The following is a 17143-nucleotide window of genomic DNA, read 5'->3' on the forward strand; positions in this document are numbered from 1 at the left end:
GAACGTTTCCGATCATAGGCCGCGTCGTGAAGTCGGGCAAGGACAGGCGCAGCGCAGCGCTGGCCGCAAAAATTCTTTGCGCACGCGTGATTTGCGCTACCTTGTCGCCAACTTGGGCGAGCCGCGACAATTTGTCTCGGCAGCAAATGGCGGCACGTTGCCATGCCGTGGTGGCAGAAGCGTGCGCTGGATGTCCTCGCGTAGGCTGGGATGCCAATCCCAGCTTTTCATGCGGCGTGCCGATGCTGGGATTGGCATCCCAGCCTACCCGCCACCGAGATCCGCCTGGCGCGGTTGTGCCAGACGCAGCGCCTTGAATCGGTCAAAACCTTGCCCGCCCGCGGCCCCCGTTCGATACGGATGCGTTTGCGCTCTGCCCCGCCTACAATCGCGGGTTCACCCCGCTTTCGTATCCTTTCGAAGCCCACGCCATCGTGACCCAAGCCATTCTTACCCCCGAACTGCCGACCAGCGTCGAGCCGGCCCGCGCGCGTATCACTGCCGCCTGGCTGCGCGATGAAACGGAAGCCGTGAACGACCTGCTTGCCCAGGCCACCCTGCCGCCAGTCGAGCGCGAAAAAGTGATCGACCTCGCGGCCGACCTGGTCAGCCGCGTGCGCGTCCGCGCCAAGGACCAGAGCGCGGTGGAATCCTTCATGCGTCAGTACGACCTTTCCAGCGAGGAAGGCGTGCTGCTGATGTGTGTGGCCGAAGCCCTGCTGCGCATTCCAGACAAAGCCACCGCCGACAAGCTGATCCGTGACAAGCTCGGCGACGCGAACTGGAAGAAGCACCTGGGCCAGAGCGAGTCGCTGTTCGTCAACGCCTCCACCTGGGGCCTGATGCTCACCGGCAAGCTGGTAAACCTGGCCGAGGAAACCCGCCACGATTTCACCGGCGCGCTGCGCCGTCTGGTCGGGCGCGCGGGCGAGCCGGCCATCCGCCTGGCCGTGCGCCAGGCGATGCGCATCATGGGCCATCAGTTCGTGATGGGCCGCAGCATCGACGAAGCACTGGATCGCTGCGGCAAGGGCGAATACACCGCTTATCGCTATTCCTACGACATGCTGGGCGAATCGGCCCTTACTGCGGAAACGGCCGAGCGCTACCAGCAGGATTACCGCAACGCCATCGCGCGCATCGGCGCGCGCGGCCCGTTCGCCAATCACACGGATGCGCCGTCGATTTCGGTGAAGCTGTCCGCCCTGCATCCGCGCTACGAAGTGGCCAATCGCGAGCGTGCCCGGCGTGACCTCACCACCAAACTGCTGGAACTGTCGCAGCTGGCGATGAAGCAAGGCATCGCGCTGTCCGTGGACGCGGAGGAAGCCGATCGCCTGGAGTTGTCGCTGGACATCATCGGCGACGTCTTCGCGCATCCCTCGCTGCAGGGCTGGAACGGCTTGGGCATCGTGGTGCAGGCGTATTCCAAGCGCACGCCGTTCGTGATCGACTGGCTGATCGAAACCGCGCGCGCCACCGGCCGCCGCTGGTACGTGCGCCTGGTGAAGGGCGCGTACTGGGACGCGGAGATCAAGCGCGCACAGGAACTGGGCCTGTCCGGCTATCCGCTGTACACGCGCAAGCCCAACACCGACGTGTCGTACCTGGCCTGCGCACACAAGCTGTTCGATGCGGGCGCCGAACTGATCTATCCGCAGTTCGCCACACACAATGCGCACAGCATTGCCGCCGTACACCACATTTCGCGCGGACGTCCGTTCGAGTTCCAGCGCCTGCATGGCATGGGCACGGACCTGTACGCCGAAGTGATCGGCAAGCAGAACCTCAATGTGCCCTGCCGCGTGTACGCGCCGGTGGGCACGCACGAAGACCTGCTGCCCTACCTGGTGCGCCGCCTGCTTGAGAACGGTGCCAATACCAGCTTCGTCAACCGCGTGGTGGACGAAACCCTGCCGGTGCGCGACCTCGTCGCCGATCCATGCGAAACGGTGCGCCGCTTCGCCTCCATTCCGCATCCGCGCATCCCCGTGCCGGTCAATCTCTTCGGTGAACTTCGGAAGAATTCCATGGGCGTCAACTTTTCCAACGACAACGAACTGAAGGCCCTCGCCGAGGCAGTCAACGCGAAATCCGGTACCTGGTCCGCCGGTCCGCTGGTGCCTGGCGGCGAAAGCAAAGGCCCCACCGTGCAGGTCACCAACCCGGTCGATCGCCGCCAGGCGGTGGGCAGCTACGTGAGCGCCGACGCGCCGCTGGTCGACAAGGCGCTGGCCAATGCCGTCGCCGCGCAGCCGGCCTGGGATCGCCTGCCCGCCGCCAGCCGTGCCGCGATCCTGGAGCACGCGGCTGAACTGCTTGAAGCGCGCCGTGGCGAATTCATCGCGCTATGCGTGCGCGAAGCGGGCAAGAGTCTGCCCGATTCGATCGCCGAAATTCGCGAGGCAGCCGACTTCCTGCGCTATTACGCCACCATGGCGCGGCGCCTGTTCGGCCATCCGGAGCAACTGCCCGGGCCGACCGGTGAAAACAACCAGCTGTTCCTCAACGGGCGTGGCGTGTTCGTATGCATCAGCCCGTGGAACTTCCCGCTGGCGATCTTCCTTGGCCAGGTGTCTGCGGCGCTGGCCGCTGGCAACAGCGTGATCGCCAAGCCGGCCGAACAGACCACACTGATCGGCCATGCCGCGGTGAAGTTGCTGCACGAAGCCGGCGTACCGGCCGAAGTGCTGCAGTATTTGCCGGGTGACGGCGCCGTGGTGGGCGCCGCGCTTACCAAAGACCCGCGCGTAGCCGGCGTGGCCTTCACCGGCTCGACCGAAACCGCCTGGGCGATCAACCGCACGCTCGCCGCGCGCAACGCGCCGATTGCCGCGCTCGTCGCCGAAACCGGCGGCCAGAATGCGATGATCGCCGACTCCTCCGCCCTGCCCGAGCAGATCGTGAAGGACGTGATCGCCTCGGCCTTCCAGTCGGCCGGCCAGCGCTGCTCCGCCGCGCGCGTGCTGTTCGTGCAGGAAGACATTGCCGACAAGGTCATCAGCATGCTCGCCGGCGCCATGGCCGAGCTGAAAGTGGGCGATCCTGGCCAGCTTTCCACCGACGTGGGCCCGGTGATCGACGACGATGCTTTGAAGATCCTGGTCGACCATGCCGCCCGCATGGACAAGGAAGCGAAAAAGATCGCCGAGGCCAAGCTTGATCCGGCCAATACCGCGCACGGCACGTTCTTCGCACCGCGTGCCTACGAGATTTCCTCGCTCGACGTGCTCAAGCGCGAAATCTTCGGCCCCGTGCTGCACGTGATCCGCTGGAAGGGCAGCGAGCTGGAGCAAGTGGTCGACCAGATCAACCGTACCGGCTACGGCCTCACCCTCGGCGTACACAGCCGCATCGACGACACCGTGGAATACATCCGCAGCCACGCGCGCGTCGGCAACTGCTACGTCAACCGCAACCAGATCGGCGCGGTGGTGGGTGTACAGCCGTTCGGCGGCGAATCGCTTTCGGGCACCGGCCCGAAGGCGGGCGGCCCGCACTATCTGGTGAAGTTCGCTACCGAGCGTACGCTCACCATCAACACCACGGCGGCGGGCGGCAATGCTTCGCTGCTCACGATCGGCGAGTAGTGCACTCTCGAAGCTCGCTACGTAACTTCATGGCCGTCGTTCCCGCGAAAGCGGGAATCCATCTTGCTCTGATGCATCTTTAAAAATGGATTCCCGCTTTCGCGGGAACGACGACCCTGAGGTGGACCAGAGATGCTTACTCGTTACGACCGTCAACAGTTGCTCATCGTGCGACAAATACTGATGTTGGTCGCGCTCCTGTCATGGCTGGCAAGCACAGCGTTCGCGGCAAGCCCAGCGCAAGACGAACAACACTTCATCGCCACCCTGCATCTAGGCGCCACAGCCCAGGTCCACTACCTCGACGCCAACGGCAAGCCGCTCGACTACGCAGCTTTTGCGCAGCAAATGCTCCAGGGCCGCCGCCACTACAGCATCACTCGCGACAGCGAGGCTGAAGTGGCAGTGTTGCGTTTGCGCCCAGCCGGCGCCCGCGCGGGCGAGCCAGGGCGCTTCGCGTTCGGCCGCGGCGACGCCTTTCCTCCTTTCGAGCTGCCATCCCTGCGTGGCGCCACGCAACGATTGGGCGACTTCCGCGGCCGCTACACCCTGGTGAGCTTCTTTTTCGCCGAATGCGCCCCCTGCATCTCCGAGGTACCCACGCTCAATGCGTACGCAGGCGAACACAGCGATATGAATTTTGTGGCCATCACGTATGAAGATGCCGAGAGCGCCCGCCAGTTCGTGAAGCAACGCGGCCTGGATTGGAACGTGCTGTATCAAGGGCAGGGGCTGACCGACACGCTGGGCATCGGCATTTATCCAACCCTGATGCTGCTCGACCCGGTCGGAAACGTCGTCGGCTCCGCGGTCGGCACGTCGATGCAGGATGATCCGGCCAAGCGCCTGGCCGACCTCGGTAGCTGGGTCGAGCAGTGGAAACACGCGGCCGAGGCACCGCTGCAAGCCGGAAAACCCGTGCAGCGGTAATACCGCAGTGCCGTTGGCGCCGGACTTGTGCGGCGCGCCAACCACCCCACCGTCGCCCGTGCTAGAACAGTCTCCTGCGCCATCGAGTTTGGCACCGGGGAAGGTCCAGCATGTCAGAGGCGGCATTCGAATTACCCGAAACGCGGCGCACGGCATCGGCAGCGATCGAGCCCGATCCGCGCGCCCAAGCTGCCGACATCCCGCCTAACGTGCTGGTGCATCTGGCCGAATTCGCCAGCCAGCGCGGCATTCCTAACGAGCCCTGGTTCACCGGCCTGGGACTCACCCGGCAGCAGATGAACGAACCTAGTGCGCGAGTCTCGTATCGGCAGGCCCGTACGGTGATTACCCGCGCCTTGCGCAGCCTGCGCGTGCCGGCACTGGGCCTGCTGATTGGACGCAATGAAACCGTCGGCAGCTTTGGCTTGCTGGGCCTGGCAATGATGACCTCGCGCAATTTCGGCGAGGCGATGAGCGTAGGCATCGAAAACCACAAGATCTGCGGCAGCCTGCTCGATGTGGATTTCGCCGCCGTGGATGCCCAGACGGTGGCCGTCCAGGCCTGGCCGCGCTTCGGTGAGATCGAGCTGCTGCCGTTCCTGTGCGAGGAACTGTTCTCCAGCTGCCTGGCGCTCGCGCGCGACCTGGTCGGCCCCGGGATCACGCCGGTACGCATGGAATTCACGTATCCGCCGCCCGCCCATGCCGCCGAATACATGGTTACGTTCCAATGCGACATCCGTTTCGGCGCGCAACACAATCGCATCGTGGTGGACGTCGGCTGGCTCGCCCATGCGCTGCCCGGCTACAACCCGCTCACGGCACGCCAGGCCCTGGCGCTATGCCACCAGCAGCTGCGCGGCCACAGTCCTTCCGACGAAATCGTGGTCTCGGTCGAACGCCTGCTGCGCAACCGCCTGCGCGAACATCCGCGCTTGATCGAAGTGGCCCGCAGCCTGCACCTCAGCGAGCGCTCGCTGCGGCGCAGGCTCGCCGAGAGCGGGCGCATCTTTCGCGAAATCCATGATCGCGTGCGCGCCGAGCGCGCGCTCGAATTGCTGCACGCTGGTCAATTGAGCGTGGCGGAAATCGGGATCGAACTAGGTTTCAGCGACCCGCGCGAATTTCGGCGGGCGTTCAAGCGCTGGACGGGGATGCCGCCGCAGCTGGCGCGGCGAAGCCTGCCTTGAATTTCAGCCTTGGCTGATCCGAAAAGCGCGTAGGCTGGGATGGCAATCCCAGCATGGGGATGCCGCGTAGAAAGCTGGGATTGTCATCCCAGCCTACGCACCGCCAGTTTTCTTTTTAGCCGCCGGCTTGCGCTTCGTGGCTGGCAGACGCTCGGCTGCCTGGATCTGGTGTGCCTTCATGATGGTCATCACCAAGCCAGGAAAGCGCTGATTGATTTCTTCGCAACGCGTGCAGTTGCGCATCTCCACGCCGTGGCGCTCGCTGCGGATCAGGCCCGCTTCGCGCAATGCGCGGAAATGTTGCGAAAGCGTGGACTTGGGGATGTCGCGGTCGCTGATCTTCAGGAAGTTGGAGCAAGTGGCGCCGCTGGAAATGGCCAGTTCGGCGTAGATAGCGGCGCGCACGGGATCGGACAGGGCATGCAGGATGCCCTCGACGGTGATGTCTTCGATGGATGGGTGAACCAGCGGCCGCATGCTGCGCATTTTATCGGCACTTGATTTCTAGTTCTATAGTTCATAAGTTACGAACTACAGGATTTACGAACCCCTTTCCACTGATCAGGACACCACCATGAGCAAGCTGCAAGGCAAAGTCGCCATCGTTACGGGCGCATCCAAGGGCATCGGCGCATCCATCGCCAAGGCATTAGGCGCGCAAGGCGCCTCGGTTGTGGTGAATTACGCCTCCAGCAAGGCGGGCGCGGACGCCGCGGTCGACGAAATCGTGAAGGCCGGCGGCAAGGCTGTGGCGGTGCAGGGTGACGTGTCCAAAGCCGCTGACGCGCAGGCGCTTGTCGATGCCGCCATCACCCACTACGGCCGCCTCGACATCCTCGTGAACAACTCCGGCGTCTACGAATTCGCGCCGATCGAAGCCATCACCGAGGAACAGTACGACCGGCAGTTCAACGTGAACGTGCGTGGCCTGCTGCTTACCACCCAGGCAGCCGTGAAGCATCTGGGCGAAGGCGCCAGCATCATCAACATCGGTTCGCTGGTTTCGCGCATCGTGCCTGCGAATACCGTCGTGTACACCGCCACCAAGGGCGCGGTAGATGCAATCACCGGCGTGCTGTCGAAAGAACTGGGCCCGCGCAAGATCCGCGTGAATGCGCTCAATCCGGGCATGGTGGAGACGGAAGGCACGCATGCCATCGGCGCCATCGGCGGCGATTTCGAGCAATACGCCCTGTCGACCACGCCGCTGGGCCGCATCGGCCAGCCGAACGACATTGCCTCGATCGCCGTATTCCTGGCTTCCGACGATTCGTATTGGCTGACGGGCGAGCGCTTATACGCCGGTGGTGGCGCGCGCTGATCCGCCTGGCATGGGTAGGGGCACAGAGCTGCAAGACGCCTCTACGATAGAAATAACGTTCACACCGCCCACGGCGGTGTGAACGGTGCACCATCGCCAATCACGGCCTGGCCACCGACTGGCAGAATCGCCACGGCACGGAAGGCTTGCGGCCCAGGGTTATGGATTTCGAAATCGGTATCTGCCGGCACGATCAGTGCGCTACCTGGCGTAACTTCGAACGTTTCGTCACCTATCGAGGCCAAGGCGCGTCCATCCAGGGCGACGAGGGTTTCTTCACGCGTCAGCTGATGGCGGACCGCCGGAAGACCCGGCGGCAAGGTCACCAGCCAGACCGCATTTTCCGTGGCGCCGCGGCTGGGTGACGCCATGCCTGTGAAGCTGGCGCCATGCAGCGTGAAGATAGGGGTTTGCGTGCTGTCGACTAGCGGCATGACACTCTCCGTTGCTCTCGAATATAATTCACCTCGGATTATCAACCTAGGTGAATCAATGTCAACGGATTTTGGCGTGTTGCTCAATCTTGCCTTCGGCGCCTTCAAGGGAGGGCTGCACGAGCATCTGGCCAAACAGGGGTTCGACGATCTGGGGCCTTCCTTTGGCTATGTCTTCCGGTTACTCGACAAGAGACCGCAAAACCTCCGCCAGCTGGCCAACGCCCTGCAGATCACGCCACAGGGCGCCTTGAAGATCGTGAACGACATGGTGGAAAAGGGTTACTTGATAAGACGCGACGACGCGCAAGATGCGCGTAGCAAGTTGCTGCTGCTGACCCCTCGCGCCACCAGCGCGATGGCAGCTGCGCGGCGCTTCCACGCCAAGTTCGAGCATGAGTTGGCCGCGCGAATAGGTGAAAAACACGCTGCATCCGCACGGCTGGCGATGGAAGATATCGCCTATCACTATGCTGCCCAGACCGACCTGAAACCTCGCCCGCTTTAAACGCGATCACTGGCGAGAGCACCACCACGGCAAGGTCTCTATCAGACCGCCATTCGAGCGCGCTGATGATGAAGGGTTGAAGCGCGGCGCCGGATCAATCGGCGCGGCATACACTTGTTTAGCCGTTTGGCATGTCCAGGCTCGCCGCCTGGAAACGAAAGCAGTGGGCTCCTGCCGGATGCTGCCATCCCGTGCCCATCGGTACATACCGGGGTAAGCGGTTCTCGCCCGTTCCCTCTCCGTCATACGCCAAGGCAAACATAGCGCAAAGGTGGTAACTGCCGTTATCCAACTTCTCGTAGACATAGGGTTTGCCGGTAACCGGGTCCTGCTTCCAGCGAGCCGCAACATCCATCGCGCTTATATCGTCCGGCAATACATGATGCCGTTCCCAATAGCCATGCACGTTGGAGGACAAAAAACCCAGGCTGGATAAGCGCTGGTCGTCCAGACGCAGCGCACGCTGATGCATGGGACTGCCCAATACGCACAAGCCACCCCATACCGCACCGGCCATGGCGATCGAAGCAACAATCAGCAACACACGCCCAGCGTTCACGGCGAAGCCTCGTCGCGGCGCAGATCCCGCAAGTAGTAGCCGAAAATCGTGCCCGCAATCGCTGCGGCCACCATCACCTTCAATACGAAACGCATAGTGATTTCACCACTGAGCAGACTATCCACCAGGGTGATCAAATCCACGATCAGCACGATGGCCGCAACGAACAGCGTCAAATAGGTAAGCCATCGCCGCACCGCCGACTGGCGCTTTATCGCCTGCTGCTTCAGCTCGCGCCCGATTTTTGCGGAAACCAGCAGGAATACGGGAAAGGCAATGACAATGGTTGCGATCGACCAGCGAATATTTTTAGGGTTGCCGTTCTCATAGGACGACACGATGCCGGGAAAGCTGCGGTTGATCAGTTCGAACAGCAGCTCACCCAAATGATAGGCGCTCAGGTACAGCGTGGTGAACAGCACCAGGTACAGAAAGGCTTCTCGCGCCGACAGATATGGGCGCGGTCTTGGTACCGGCACCGGGAACGCAACGTCAGCATAGCCAGTCAATGCCGCCTGCGTCTGTTCGGGGGCCCAGCCCGCGTCAGTCAATGCCTTGTCGATACTTGCGCGGGAACATCCTCGCGAAAGAGCTTCCCGTACGAATTGATCCAGATCCTGCATAGCACTGGCCATACATTCCTTCTCCCTGTCACTCCGAATTGAAGGGGCATAGCGCCCACTCAGCTCACTGCTGCCGATCAGCAAGCTGACATGAACGAAGGGCTGGAGCAAGGCAGATCCATGGCATTTGCCGGATCCCGGGGCGAGGTAACGCGCGTTAATGTGAAGCAGGACTCACCGCGCTTTTGGTATAGCCCTGCGCCTGCAGCCAGGCATAGAAATCGTCGATCCAATGATCGCTGCTGGTGCCCTGCTTGCGCATGCCAAAGCCATGGCCGCCCGCGCTGAAAATATGGGCTTCGGGTTTATCGCCGGCGGCATTCAAGGCCGCATAAAAGCGGGTGACATCATCTAGAGCCACCGGATCGTCCTGCGCCCACGCCATGAAGATCGGCGGAAGTTTTGACGGGATAGGTGGCATCACGCCGAACGGGGCACCGTAAACGAGCGCAACGAAGTTGGGGCGCGCGGCAGGCTCGCTTTGCAGCAAGGCGGCAGAAGCCACCATGCCGCCGGCCGAAAACCCCATGAAGCCGATGCGGTCGGGCGCAACTCCCCATTGTGCGGCGTGCTGGCGAACGAGCTTGATGGCCTCAATGCCGTCGGCGATGCCGTACTTGCCGGCTTCGTCCATGTTCAAGTCAGGCGGAATGCCCTCCTGCCGCTTTTCCACGGTGCGATACTTGAGTACGAAGGCTGCGATGCCTTTGCTTTGCAGCCATCGCGCCACGTCATTGCCTTCGATATCGATGGCCAGCGCCACGAACGCACCGCCCGGGGCGATGATGATGCCGGTGCCGGTAGCTTTGGCATGCTGCGGGAGATACGCCGTAAGCGTCGGCGTTACGACATCGATCACCACGCTACCGATGGGCGTATTCTTCTCGACCTGTTCCTTCTGCTTCCAGCTCTCCGAGCCTGGCGCAACGCCCGGCCACAATTTTACCGTCTGCGCGTAGCCGCAAAACGATATGAATAGCATCAAGGCCATCGCCGACAGTCGTCGCATGCCGTTCCCTTTTTTTGCCGCTGAATGGGCGTGCGGCGCGGACGTCACGAGAACAGGCTACCAAACCTTGGGCGCGCGATACCCGACAAGATTGGCCGGGCTGCCGCTTTGTCTTACTGCCTACGCAAGCTGCCATCCCCAATGCCCAGGCAAATGCGCCCCTTGCTGGCTGGGGCCGAGGGCGTGGAAGGGATGACCTCCACTGCGCGAACGGCTCGATCTTTTACTCCCCTGCGCCTTCCTTTGGACGCAAGAACTGCTGGCCGGGCCGCTCCATGGCCTCCCGTACGGCGACTGCGCAACAACTGATCCAACCAGGCGGCGCGCATCATAATCTCCAATAAAGTTGATGTGAGTTCAAGTTACGCCCCAAGCATTCCGCGCAAAAGCGATATCTTCACAAGCCAGAATTGAATTTATCTCAAGTCTCTCTAGTGGCAGGACCGGCGCAAGCGAGCTGCCGGCGAGGCGATGGCCAGCATCCATCCGCACTCTGGCCTATTTGCCCCCCATAGCCGTCCCTTTTGCCCTCCCCTGCCCGCACGCCTTGGGAGACAGTGCGTAGGTACGCGCCGGTATGGCGCGTGGGGAGAGACTTTCATATGCGCAACGCTTGCGGCTTGTTCGCCCTTTCACTGCTGCTATCGGCCTGCAGCCAACCGCAGAACACCACCCAGAACCAGGCCGACGCCTCGTTCGAGAGCAAGCTGGAGCAGCAATTGCTCGACGCCAAGCCCGGCAGCGTGATCGACATCCCGGCCGGTCACTACACGCTCAAGCGCGGCTTGAGCTTGCGCACCAACGGCGTGACCGTGCGCGGCGCGGGCATGGACAAAACCGTGCTCTCGTTCAAAGGCCAGATCGTCGGCCCCGAAGGCCTGTTGGTGAATGCCGATGACTTCACCATCGAGAACCTCGCCATCGAGGACACCATGGGCGATGCGCTGAAGATCAACCAGGGCAGGAACATCACCATCCACGGCGTGCGCATCGAATGGACCGATGGCCCCAAGAGCACGAACGGTGCTTACGGCCTGTACCCGGTGAAGACGCAGAACGTGCTGGTGGAAGATTCGGTGGTGATCGGCGCCTCGGATGCGGGGATCTACGTGGGTCAGTCGAACAACATCGTGGTACGCCGCAATCGCGCCGAACAGAACGTGGCCGGTATCGAGATCGAGAACTCGGTCAACGCCGACGTGTACGACAACACCGCGACCAAAAACACCGGCGGCATCCTGGTGTTCAACATGCCGAACCTGTCGCAGGAAGGGCATGCCACACGGGTGTTCCACAACAAGGTGTTCGCCAATAACACCGGCAACTTCGCCAAGAAAGGCGCGGCAGTGGCCAGCGTGCCGGCAGGCTCCGGCGTGGTGGTCAATTCCAACGACAAGGTGGAGATCTTCGACAACGACATCGCCGATAACCAGACGGCCAACGTGATCATCTCCAGCTACTTCTCCACCAACTACTACAACACGCGCGGTGTCGCCGCCGATTACAACCCCTACCCCAAAGGCATCTACGTCTATGGCAACCGCTTCAAGGGTGGCGGCGATTCGCCGGATGGCCTGAAGCTCAAGACCCTGAAGGCCGCGGTCTACGGCCTGGGCGGCAACTTCCCCGACGTGGTGTGGGACGGCTATGCCGATCCGAAGATCGCCGCAGACGGGCTGCCGCCGCCGGACGATCGCATTTGCATCCAGGGCGCCAACGGCGTGCTCAATGCCGATGGTCCGCATGATTACAAGAACCCAAGCACCGATGCCAAGCCGTTCCAATGCAGCTTACCCAAGCTGCCGCCGGTGGCGCTGAACCCGGAACCGAAAGTCTGAAGAGTTGCCCATGCCGACGAAAACGTGGATGCGCGGACTATTGCTGTGGTTTGCGCTGTTGTGCCTTGCTGCTTGCCACCACGGCATGCAACCGGTTGCCTTCCAGAGCGAGGGCTATCCGCAAAAACTCAGCGACTGGCACATAGTGGAAGCCCGCGATGGCGTCTTGCAGTTGAACGAAGGCGTGGTGCCGTACGAACTGAACACGCCACTGTTTACCGACTACGCGCACAAGCTGCGCACGATCTGGATGCCCAAGGGCGTATCGGCCCGATACAGCGCCACCGACACTTTTGATTTCCCGGTGGGAACCATCATCAGCAAGACCTTCTTCTACCCGCTGCCAAAAAATGAAGCGCGCAACGCCACGGACGTTGCGCGCACCTACGACACCAGCCTCGATTTCGCGGCACCCGGGCAGGGCCTTGAACTCGCCAACGTGCATCTGGTGGAAACACGCCTGCTGGTACGACGCAAGGACGGCTGGGTGGCCATTCCCTATGTCTGGAATGCCGAGCAGACCGAGGCAAGGCTCGCCCGCACCGGCGACGTGCAGGCGCTGACCTTGGTAAGCGACAACGGCGAACGCGAGAATTTCAACTACGTGGTGCCGGACCAGAGCCAGTGCGTGAGTTGCCATGCGCACGACTGGACCACACGCGCGCTGCAACCGATCGGGCCGAAGGCGCGCCACCTCAATCGCGACTATCGCTATGCCGATGGCGACGAAAACGAACTCGCGCACCTGATACGCGTGGGGTATCTCACCGGTGCGCCGACTCCGGCCGATGCGCCACGCAACACCAACTGGACGGACACGCACGCTTCGCTCGATGCGCGCACGCGCGCCTATCTCGACATCAATTGCGGCCATTGCCACAACCCGAAAGGCGCAGCCAATACCACCGGACTGACGCTGGATATCGCCACGCCCGAAGACCGCCACATCGGCATCTGCAAGCCACCGACGGCGGCGGGGCAAGGTACCGGCGATCACTTGTTCGACATCGTGCCCGGCCATCCCGACGACTCGATCCTGCCCTACCGGCTTGGCTCGGCCGAACCGGGCACGATGATGCCGGAGATCGGGCGCAGCACCGTGCACAAGGAAGGGCTGGCGCTGATCAAGGCATGGATTGCGTCACAGCCGGGGGAATGCCTGGTGTTGCATTAGCAGTGGCATGCAGCGCGGGCCGGGGCGCGAATCCCGGCCCGCATCGGCCGGCAGGCCTTGGGTTCATAGGGGAAAGGAAACAATATGATGCTTCGCCAACGAGCACTGTCCGCTTATGTGCGCCACCTGCTGTTCAGCGGGGCCACCCTGCTGATGTGTGCACCGCTTTCCGCTTTGGCCGACGCCGCGGCGCAAAGCAGCGATGCGGGAACGCAAAACCAGCCGGATGCCGAAAAAGCCAGGCAACTTGGCAATGTGACGGTGACGGCGCAGAGCCGTACGCAGCAGATGGAGCAAGTGCCGATTGCACTGCAGATCCTCACCGCGAAGCAGATCGACACGCAGGCGGCCACGGATCTGAGCAAGATTTCCCTGTTCGTGCCCGGCCTGGTGGTGGATGGCAGCCAGCCCACGCAACCGAACTATTCGTTGCGCGGCATCAGCACCAGCGACTTCGGCATCGGCACCGAATCGGCGGTAGGCGTGTATATCGACGGCGTCTATGCGGCGCGTTCCGGCGGCGCCTTGCTGGCCTTCAACGACATCGATCGCATCGAAGTGCTGAAAGGCCCGCAGGGTACGCTGTTCGGCCGCAATGCGGCGGGCGGCGCCATCTCCATAGTTACCAACGAGCCCACCGACAAGTTCGAGGGCAAAGCCGTACTGCGGTACGGCAACGATGGCCTGCGCTACGAAAGCGCGCTGGTCAACATTCCGCTCAACCACGACATGGCGCTGCGCATCAGCGTGCTGGACAACCAGAGCGACGGCTGGATCCGCGACCAGGCCAACGGCCAGCATTACGGCAAGAACGACGATTGGGGCACGCGCATCGTTTATCGCTGGAACATCACACCGGATACGCGCCTGCTGTGGTCATGGGACCACGAACGACTGGATCAACCGCCGCGTCCGGCGGTCGGCCTGGTACCGCTGTCCAGCGACCCCAACGAGCGCCCGCCTTTTCCGCCCAATCCCGCCACTTACTTGAATCCGCTTAGCGCACCGCTTTTCAACGATGCGATCCAGGCGCGTGAATGGCGGCATTTCGATGGCTCCACCTTGATCGTCGATCATTCCTTCTCTTGGGGCAGCCTTACTTCAACCACCGCATGGCGCCACTTCAACACCTTCAACGACGAAGACAACGACGGCACCGACCATGTGGTCAGCTATCTGGATACCGCCAACATCGAGCACAACAACAGCTACTACCAGGAGTTGAAGCTATCCGGCAACAACGACCTGATGGACTGGCTGTCCGGCGTGAGCTTTTACTCGGAGCAAGCGCGCCAGAGCAGCCAGGTGAACACTAATACGAGCAGCCTGGACACGCTGGCACAGAACGTGGACGGCGTGGGTTTGCCGCTGACGGACATCACCCAGAGCCTGCAAGCGCTCGGCCTGCCCTTCAGCTTGCTGGGCGATCCGTGGCGCGAGCAAATCAACAACGTCGGCAAGTTCAGAGCGTATGCGGCATTTGGCGACGTGATCTGGCATTTGAACGACCGGCTGGACCTGACCACCGGCCTGCGCTACACCGAGGACAAGAAGGACTTCACCTGGTACACGCCGCCGCGCCAGGCCAGCGCGTTCGACCAGACCGTGGCCGAACTCGTCGCCAGCGGTGTCTATTCCCTGCTGCCGCCGCAGGCGCAGCAGGCGCTGGGCGTATTCAGCGGCAACATCGTTTTTCCTAACGCGGTGGGACAATGGGTGCCGGTGCACCACTCCTGGCACGACTTCAGCCCGCGTGCGGTGCTGAGCTACAAGGTCACTCCCAACGTCATGACGTATATCTCGGCGACCAAGGGCTACAAGGCCGGCGGCTACAACAGCCTGCAGGTCGGCTCGCTGTACGCGCCGGAAAAGGTATGGAACTACGAAGGCGGGGTGAAAGCGGTCGTGCCGCAGTACAACCTGCTGGTCAACGCCTCGGTGTACTACTACCGCTATTCGAACCTGCAATCGTCGGTGCTCAACCCCAATTCGACCGGTTCGGGCGTACCGTTCTACACCGTCATGACCAGTGATCAGCATGCGCACGGCGTGGACCTGGAAGCGCAATGGCAACCCACGGATGCGCTGCGGCTGAACTTCACTACCGCGTATATCGACAGCACTTACATCCACGGCACCTCCACCTCAGGCGTCGTGCTCGATGGGCAGCCTACGGGTGAACCCTTGCTCTCGGCCACCGCCGGTTTGGACTACACCTGGCACGGTGTCTACCACGGCGACCTGGAACTGAACCTGCAATACGCCTATCGCGGCCACACCCGCTGCAATGCCGACTCGGAGTTCCAGGGCAATTGCTTCAGTACCGCCGCCTTCAAGATCGGCGCCTCCCAGCAGCGCACCGACGCTCGCCTGGATTGGCATACGCCAGACCAGCATTGGGGCGTGGGCCTGTTCGTCAACAACATGTTCAACAAGCGCTACGTGCTCGGCATCGGCAACGACAGCACCAATGATTTCGGGACGCCGTATGCCACCATTACGCCACCGCGCACCTATGGCGTGGAATTGCGAGCGAAGTTTTGATGAACCAGCCTGACCGACTCGATCCTGCCGCCGAACTCCAACGCCTGCGTCTTGTACAGGCGCGCGATCCGCTGCCGGATTGGCCCACTCGCGCGCGCCGCTTGCGCGCACTGGAAGCGGCACTAAGCCAGCATCGCGAGGAAATTGGCGCGGCCATCAATGCCGATTTCGGATGCCGCCCGCGCGAGGAAACCGACATGCTGGAGGTGTTTCCCAGCTTGTCGGCAATCCGCCACGCCTTGCGCCACGGACGCCGCTGGATGAAACCCAGGCGCGGCATGGCCAGCCTGGCCTTTCTGCCGGCCCGCACCGAACTGCGTCCGCAACCGCTGGGCGTGGTCGGCATCATCGTGCCATGGAACTATCCACTGTTCCTCGCCGTGGGCCCGCTGGTCGACGCACTGGTGGCCGGCAATCGCGTGATGGTGAAGATGAGCGAGTTCACGCCACGCTTTTCGCAGCTTTTTGCCGAGCTGGTCGCACGCCACTTTCAGCCCGACGAAGTGATCGTCATCAACGGTGATGCATCGGTGGCGCAAGCGTTCGCCGCATTGCCGTTCGATCACCTGCTGTTTACCGGCTCCACCGCTGTGGGCCATCACGTGATGCGTTCGGCCGCAGCCCATCTCACGCCGGTCACGCTAGAGCTGGGTGGCAAGTCGCCCGCCATCATCGGCCCCAGTGCGCGTTTCGAACATGCGGTGGAACGCATCCTGCTGGGCAAGCTGATCAACGCCGGACAAACCTGCATCGCGCCTGATTACGTGTTGCTTCCGCGCACGGAACTTGCGCGCTTTACGGCAACCGCACGCGAGGCTGCCACGCGCCTATATCCGGACCTGGCCAGCAATCGGCAATACGCCAGCATCGCCACCGATCGCCACTACCAGCGCCTGGTTGAACTGCGCAACAGCGCCGTGAATGCCGGCGCGCGCAGCGAGAATTTGAGCGACGCGGCCGATCGTCCCGAGCAACGCGTGCTTACGCCGGCCTTATTGGTCGGCGTGAACGATGACATGCCGGTGATGCGGGAAGAGATCTTCGGACCGTTGTTGCCGCTCGTGCCCTACGACACGCTCGACGAAGCCATCAGCTACGTCGCCAGTCATCCGCGCCCACTGGCGCTGTATCTGTTCGAGCAGGACCAGGCACGTATCGACCAGGTGCTGGCCCGCACCCATGCCGGCGGCGTCACGCTCAACGACACCATCTATCACATCGCCCAGCATCGGCTGCCCTTCGGCGGCGTAGGGCCCTCCGGCATGGGCGGCTACCACGGCGAGGCGGGTTTCCGAACGTTCTCGCATATGAAGCCCGTGTTTCGGCAAGCGCGGCTCAACGGCGTGGGACTGTTCAATCCGCCTTATGGCAAACGCTTCTGGCGATTGCTGGAAATCCTGTTGCGGCGGGGGTAATCCACCAT

The 17143-nt window shown here is 62.4% G+C and carries 14 protein-coding genes; 9 read left to right on the plus strand and 5 right to left on the minus strand.

The window, feature by feature from the left end; translation table 11 throughout:
* Positions 1-434 precede the first annotated feature (434 nt).
* The 3 genes from putA to QQJ96_RS00960 all read left to right on the plus strand — a co-directional run bounded on the left by putA (position 435) and on the right by QQJ96_RS00960 (position 5710).
* Positions 435-3590: a bifunctional proline dehydrogenase/L-glutamate gamma-semialdehyde dehydrogenase PutA gene (gene putA / locus QQJ96_RS00950; protein ID WP_284330021.1), complete on the plus strand. Its 3156-nt coding sequence runs from the start codon at positions 435-437 to the stop codon at positions 3588-3590.
* Positions 3591-3722: 132 nt separating this feature from the next.
* A complete protein-coding gene (locus QQJ96_RS00955; protein ID WP_284330022.1) occupies positions 3723-4520 on the plus strand; it encodes a TlpA family protein disulfide reductase in 798 nt (265 codons plus the stop codon).
* A gap of 110 nt (positions 4521-4630) precedes the next feature.
* Positions 4631-5710: an AraC family transcriptional regulator gene (locus QQJ96_RS00960; protein WP_284330023.1), complete on the plus strand. Its 1080-nt coding sequence runs from the start codon at positions 4631-4633 to the stop codon at positions 5708-5710.
* 93 nt (positions 5711-5803) lie between these two features.
* Here QQJ96_RS00960 and QQJ96_RS00965 read toward each other — a convergent pair whose 3' ends face one another.
* Positions 5804-6196 (minus strand): ArsR/SmtB family transcription factor, encoded by a 393-nt coding sequence (locus tag QQJ96_RS00965; RefSeq protein WP_284330025.1) that lies wholly within the window; start codon positions 6194-6196, stop codon positions 5804-5806.
* A gap of 88 nt (positions 6197-6284) precedes the next feature.
* Between QQJ96_RS00965 and QQJ96_RS00970 the strand changes: the two genes are divergently transcribed.
* Positions 6285-7031 (plus strand): glucose 1-dehydrogenase, encoded by a 747-nt coding sequence (locus tag QQJ96_RS00970; protein WP_284330026.1) that lies wholly within the window; start codon positions 6285-6287, stop codon positions 7029-7031.
* Between the two features lie 59 nt (positions 7032-7090).
* On the opposite strand, the gene QQJ96_RS00975 is transcribed toward QQJ96_RS00970, so the two are convergent.
* Positions 7091-7465, minus strand: coding sequence for a cupin domain-containing protein (locus tag QQJ96_RS00975; RefSeq protein WP_284330027.1), 375 nt, complete (start codon positions 7463-7465; stop codon positions 7091-7093).
* Here QQJ96_RS00975 and QQJ96_RS00980 point away from each other — a divergent pair.
* Positions 7464-7973: a MarR family winged helix-turn-helix transcriptional regulator gene (locus QQJ96_RS00980; protein ID WP_284330028.1), complete on the plus strand. Its 510-nt coding sequence runs from the start codon at positions 7464-7466 to the stop codon at positions 7971-7973. The genes QQJ96_RS00975 and QQJ96_RS00980 overlap by 2 nt on opposite strands.
* A 118-nt stretch (positions 7974-8091) precedes the next feature.
* Here the strand turns inward: QQJ96_RS00980 and QQJ96_RS00985 are convergent, their stop codons facing one another.
* The 3 genes from QQJ96_RS00985 to QQJ96_RS00995 are packed head-to-tail and all read right to left on the minus strand — an operon-like array spanning position 8092 to position 10164.
* A complete protein-coding gene (locus tag QQJ96_RS00985) occupies positions 8092-8532 on the minus strand; it encodes a hypothetical protein (RefSeq protein ID WP_284330029.1) in 441 nt (146 codons plus the stop codon).
* Positions 8529-9266 carry a DUF5671 domain-containing protein gene (locus QQJ96_RS00990; RefSeq protein WP_284330030.1) on the minus strand — a complete coding sequence of 246 codons (738 nt, stop codon included), beginning with the start codon at positions 9264-9266 and terminating at the stop codon, positions 8529-8531. Before QQJ96_RS00990 ends, QQJ96_RS00985 begins: the two co-directional genes overlap by 4 nt.
* A gap of 46 nt (positions 9267-9312) precedes the next feature.
* Positions 9313-10164, minus strand: a complete 852-nt coding sequence (locus QQJ96_RS00995; protein ID WP_284330031.1) for an alpha/beta hydrolase — start codon at positions 10162-10164, stop codon at positions 9313-9315.
* Positions 10165-10766: 602 nt separating this feature from the next.
* On the opposite strand from QQJ96_RS00995, the gene QQJ96_RS01000 reads away from it, so the two are divergent.
* The 4 genes from QQJ96_RS01000 to QQJ96_RS01015 all read left to right on the plus strand — a co-directional run bounded on the left by QQJ96_RS01000 (position 10767) and on the right by QQJ96_RS01015 (position 17135).
* Positions 10767-12002, plus strand: a complete 1236-nt coding sequence (locus tag QQJ96_RS01000) for a parallel beta-helix domain-containing protein (protein WP_284330032.1) — start codon at positions 10767-10769, stop codon at positions 12000-12002.
* A gap of 10 nt (positions 12003-12012) precedes the next feature.
* Positions 12013-13176, plus strand: coding sequence for an SO2930 family diheme c-type cytochrome (locus tag QQJ96_RS01005; protein WP_284330033.1), 1164 nt, complete (start codon positions 12013-12015; stop codon positions 13174-13176).
* 84 nt (positions 13177-13260) lie between these two features.
* Positions 13261-15720, plus strand: a complete 2460-nt coding sequence (locus QQJ96_RS01010) for a TonB-dependent receptor (RefSeq protein WP_284330034.1) — start codon at positions 13261-13263, stop codon at positions 15718-15720.
* On the plus strand, positions 15720-17135 hold the full coding sequence (locus QQJ96_RS01015) for a coniferyl aldehyde dehydrogenase (protein ID WP_284330035.1): 1416 nt from the start codon (positions 15720-15722) through the stop codon (positions 17133-17135). The genes QQJ96_RS01010 and QQJ96_RS01015 overlap by 1 nt, the downstream gene beginning before the upstream one ends.
* Positions 17136-17143 lie beyond the last annotated feature (8 nt).

This window comes from Dyella flagellata (genome assembly GCF_030160275.1).
In the GTDB taxonomy this organism is placed as follows: Bacteria; Pseudomonadota; Gammaproteobacteria; order Xanthomonadales; family Rhodanobacteraceae; genus Dyella_B; species Dyella_B flagellata.

What these genes read in the sequence shown, in the direction of transcription:
- QQJ96_RS01010 (WP_284330034.1), top strand. Translation starts at nt 13,261, where the DNA reads ATGATGCTTCGCCAACGAGCACTGTCCGCTTATGTGCGCCACCTGCTG.
- QQJ96_RS00965 (WP_284330025.1), bottom strand. Translation starts at nt 6,196, where the DNA reads ATGCGCAGCATGCGGCCGCTGGTTCACCCATCCATCGAAGACATCACC.
- QQJ96_RS01000 (WP_284330032.1), top strand. Translation starts at nt 10,767, where the DNA reads ATGCGCAACGCTTGCGGCTTGTTCGCCCTTTCACTGCTGCTATCGGCC.
- QQJ96_RS00955 (WP_284330022.1), top strand. Translation starts at nt 3,723, where the DNA reads ATGCTTACTCGTTACGACCGTCAACAGTTGCTCATCGTGCGACAAATA.
- QQJ96_RS00960 (WP_284330023.1), top strand. Translation starts at nt 4,631, where the DNA reads ATGTCAGAGGCGGCATTCGAATTACCCGAAACGCGGCGCACGGCATCG.
- QQJ96_RS00970 (WP_284330026.1), top strand. Translation starts at nt 6,285, where the DNA reads ATGAGCAAGCTGCAAGGCAAAGTCGCCATCGTTACGGGCGCATCCAAG.
- QQJ96_RS00975 (WP_284330027.1), bottom strand. Translation starts at nt 7,465, where the DNA reads ATGCCGCTAGTCGACAGCACGCAAACCCCTATCTTCACGCTGCATGGC.
- QQJ96_RS01005 (WP_284330033.1), top strand. Translation starts at nt 12,013, where the DNA reads ATGCCGACGAAAACGTGGATGCGCGGACTATTGCTGTGGTTTGCGCTG.
- QQJ96_RS01015 (WP_284330035.1), top strand. Translation starts at nt 15,720, where the DNA reads ATGAACCAGCCTGACCGACTCGATCCTGCCGCCGAACTCCAACGCCTG.
- QQJ96_RS00995 (WP_284330031.1), bottom strand. Translation starts at nt 10,164, where the DNA reads ATGCGACGACTGTCGGCGATGGCCTTGATGCTATTCATATCGTTTTGC.
- QQJ96_RS00980 (WP_284330028.1), top strand. Translation starts at nt 7,464, where the DNA reads ATGACACTCTCCGTTGCTCTCGAATATAATTCACCTCGGATTATCAAC.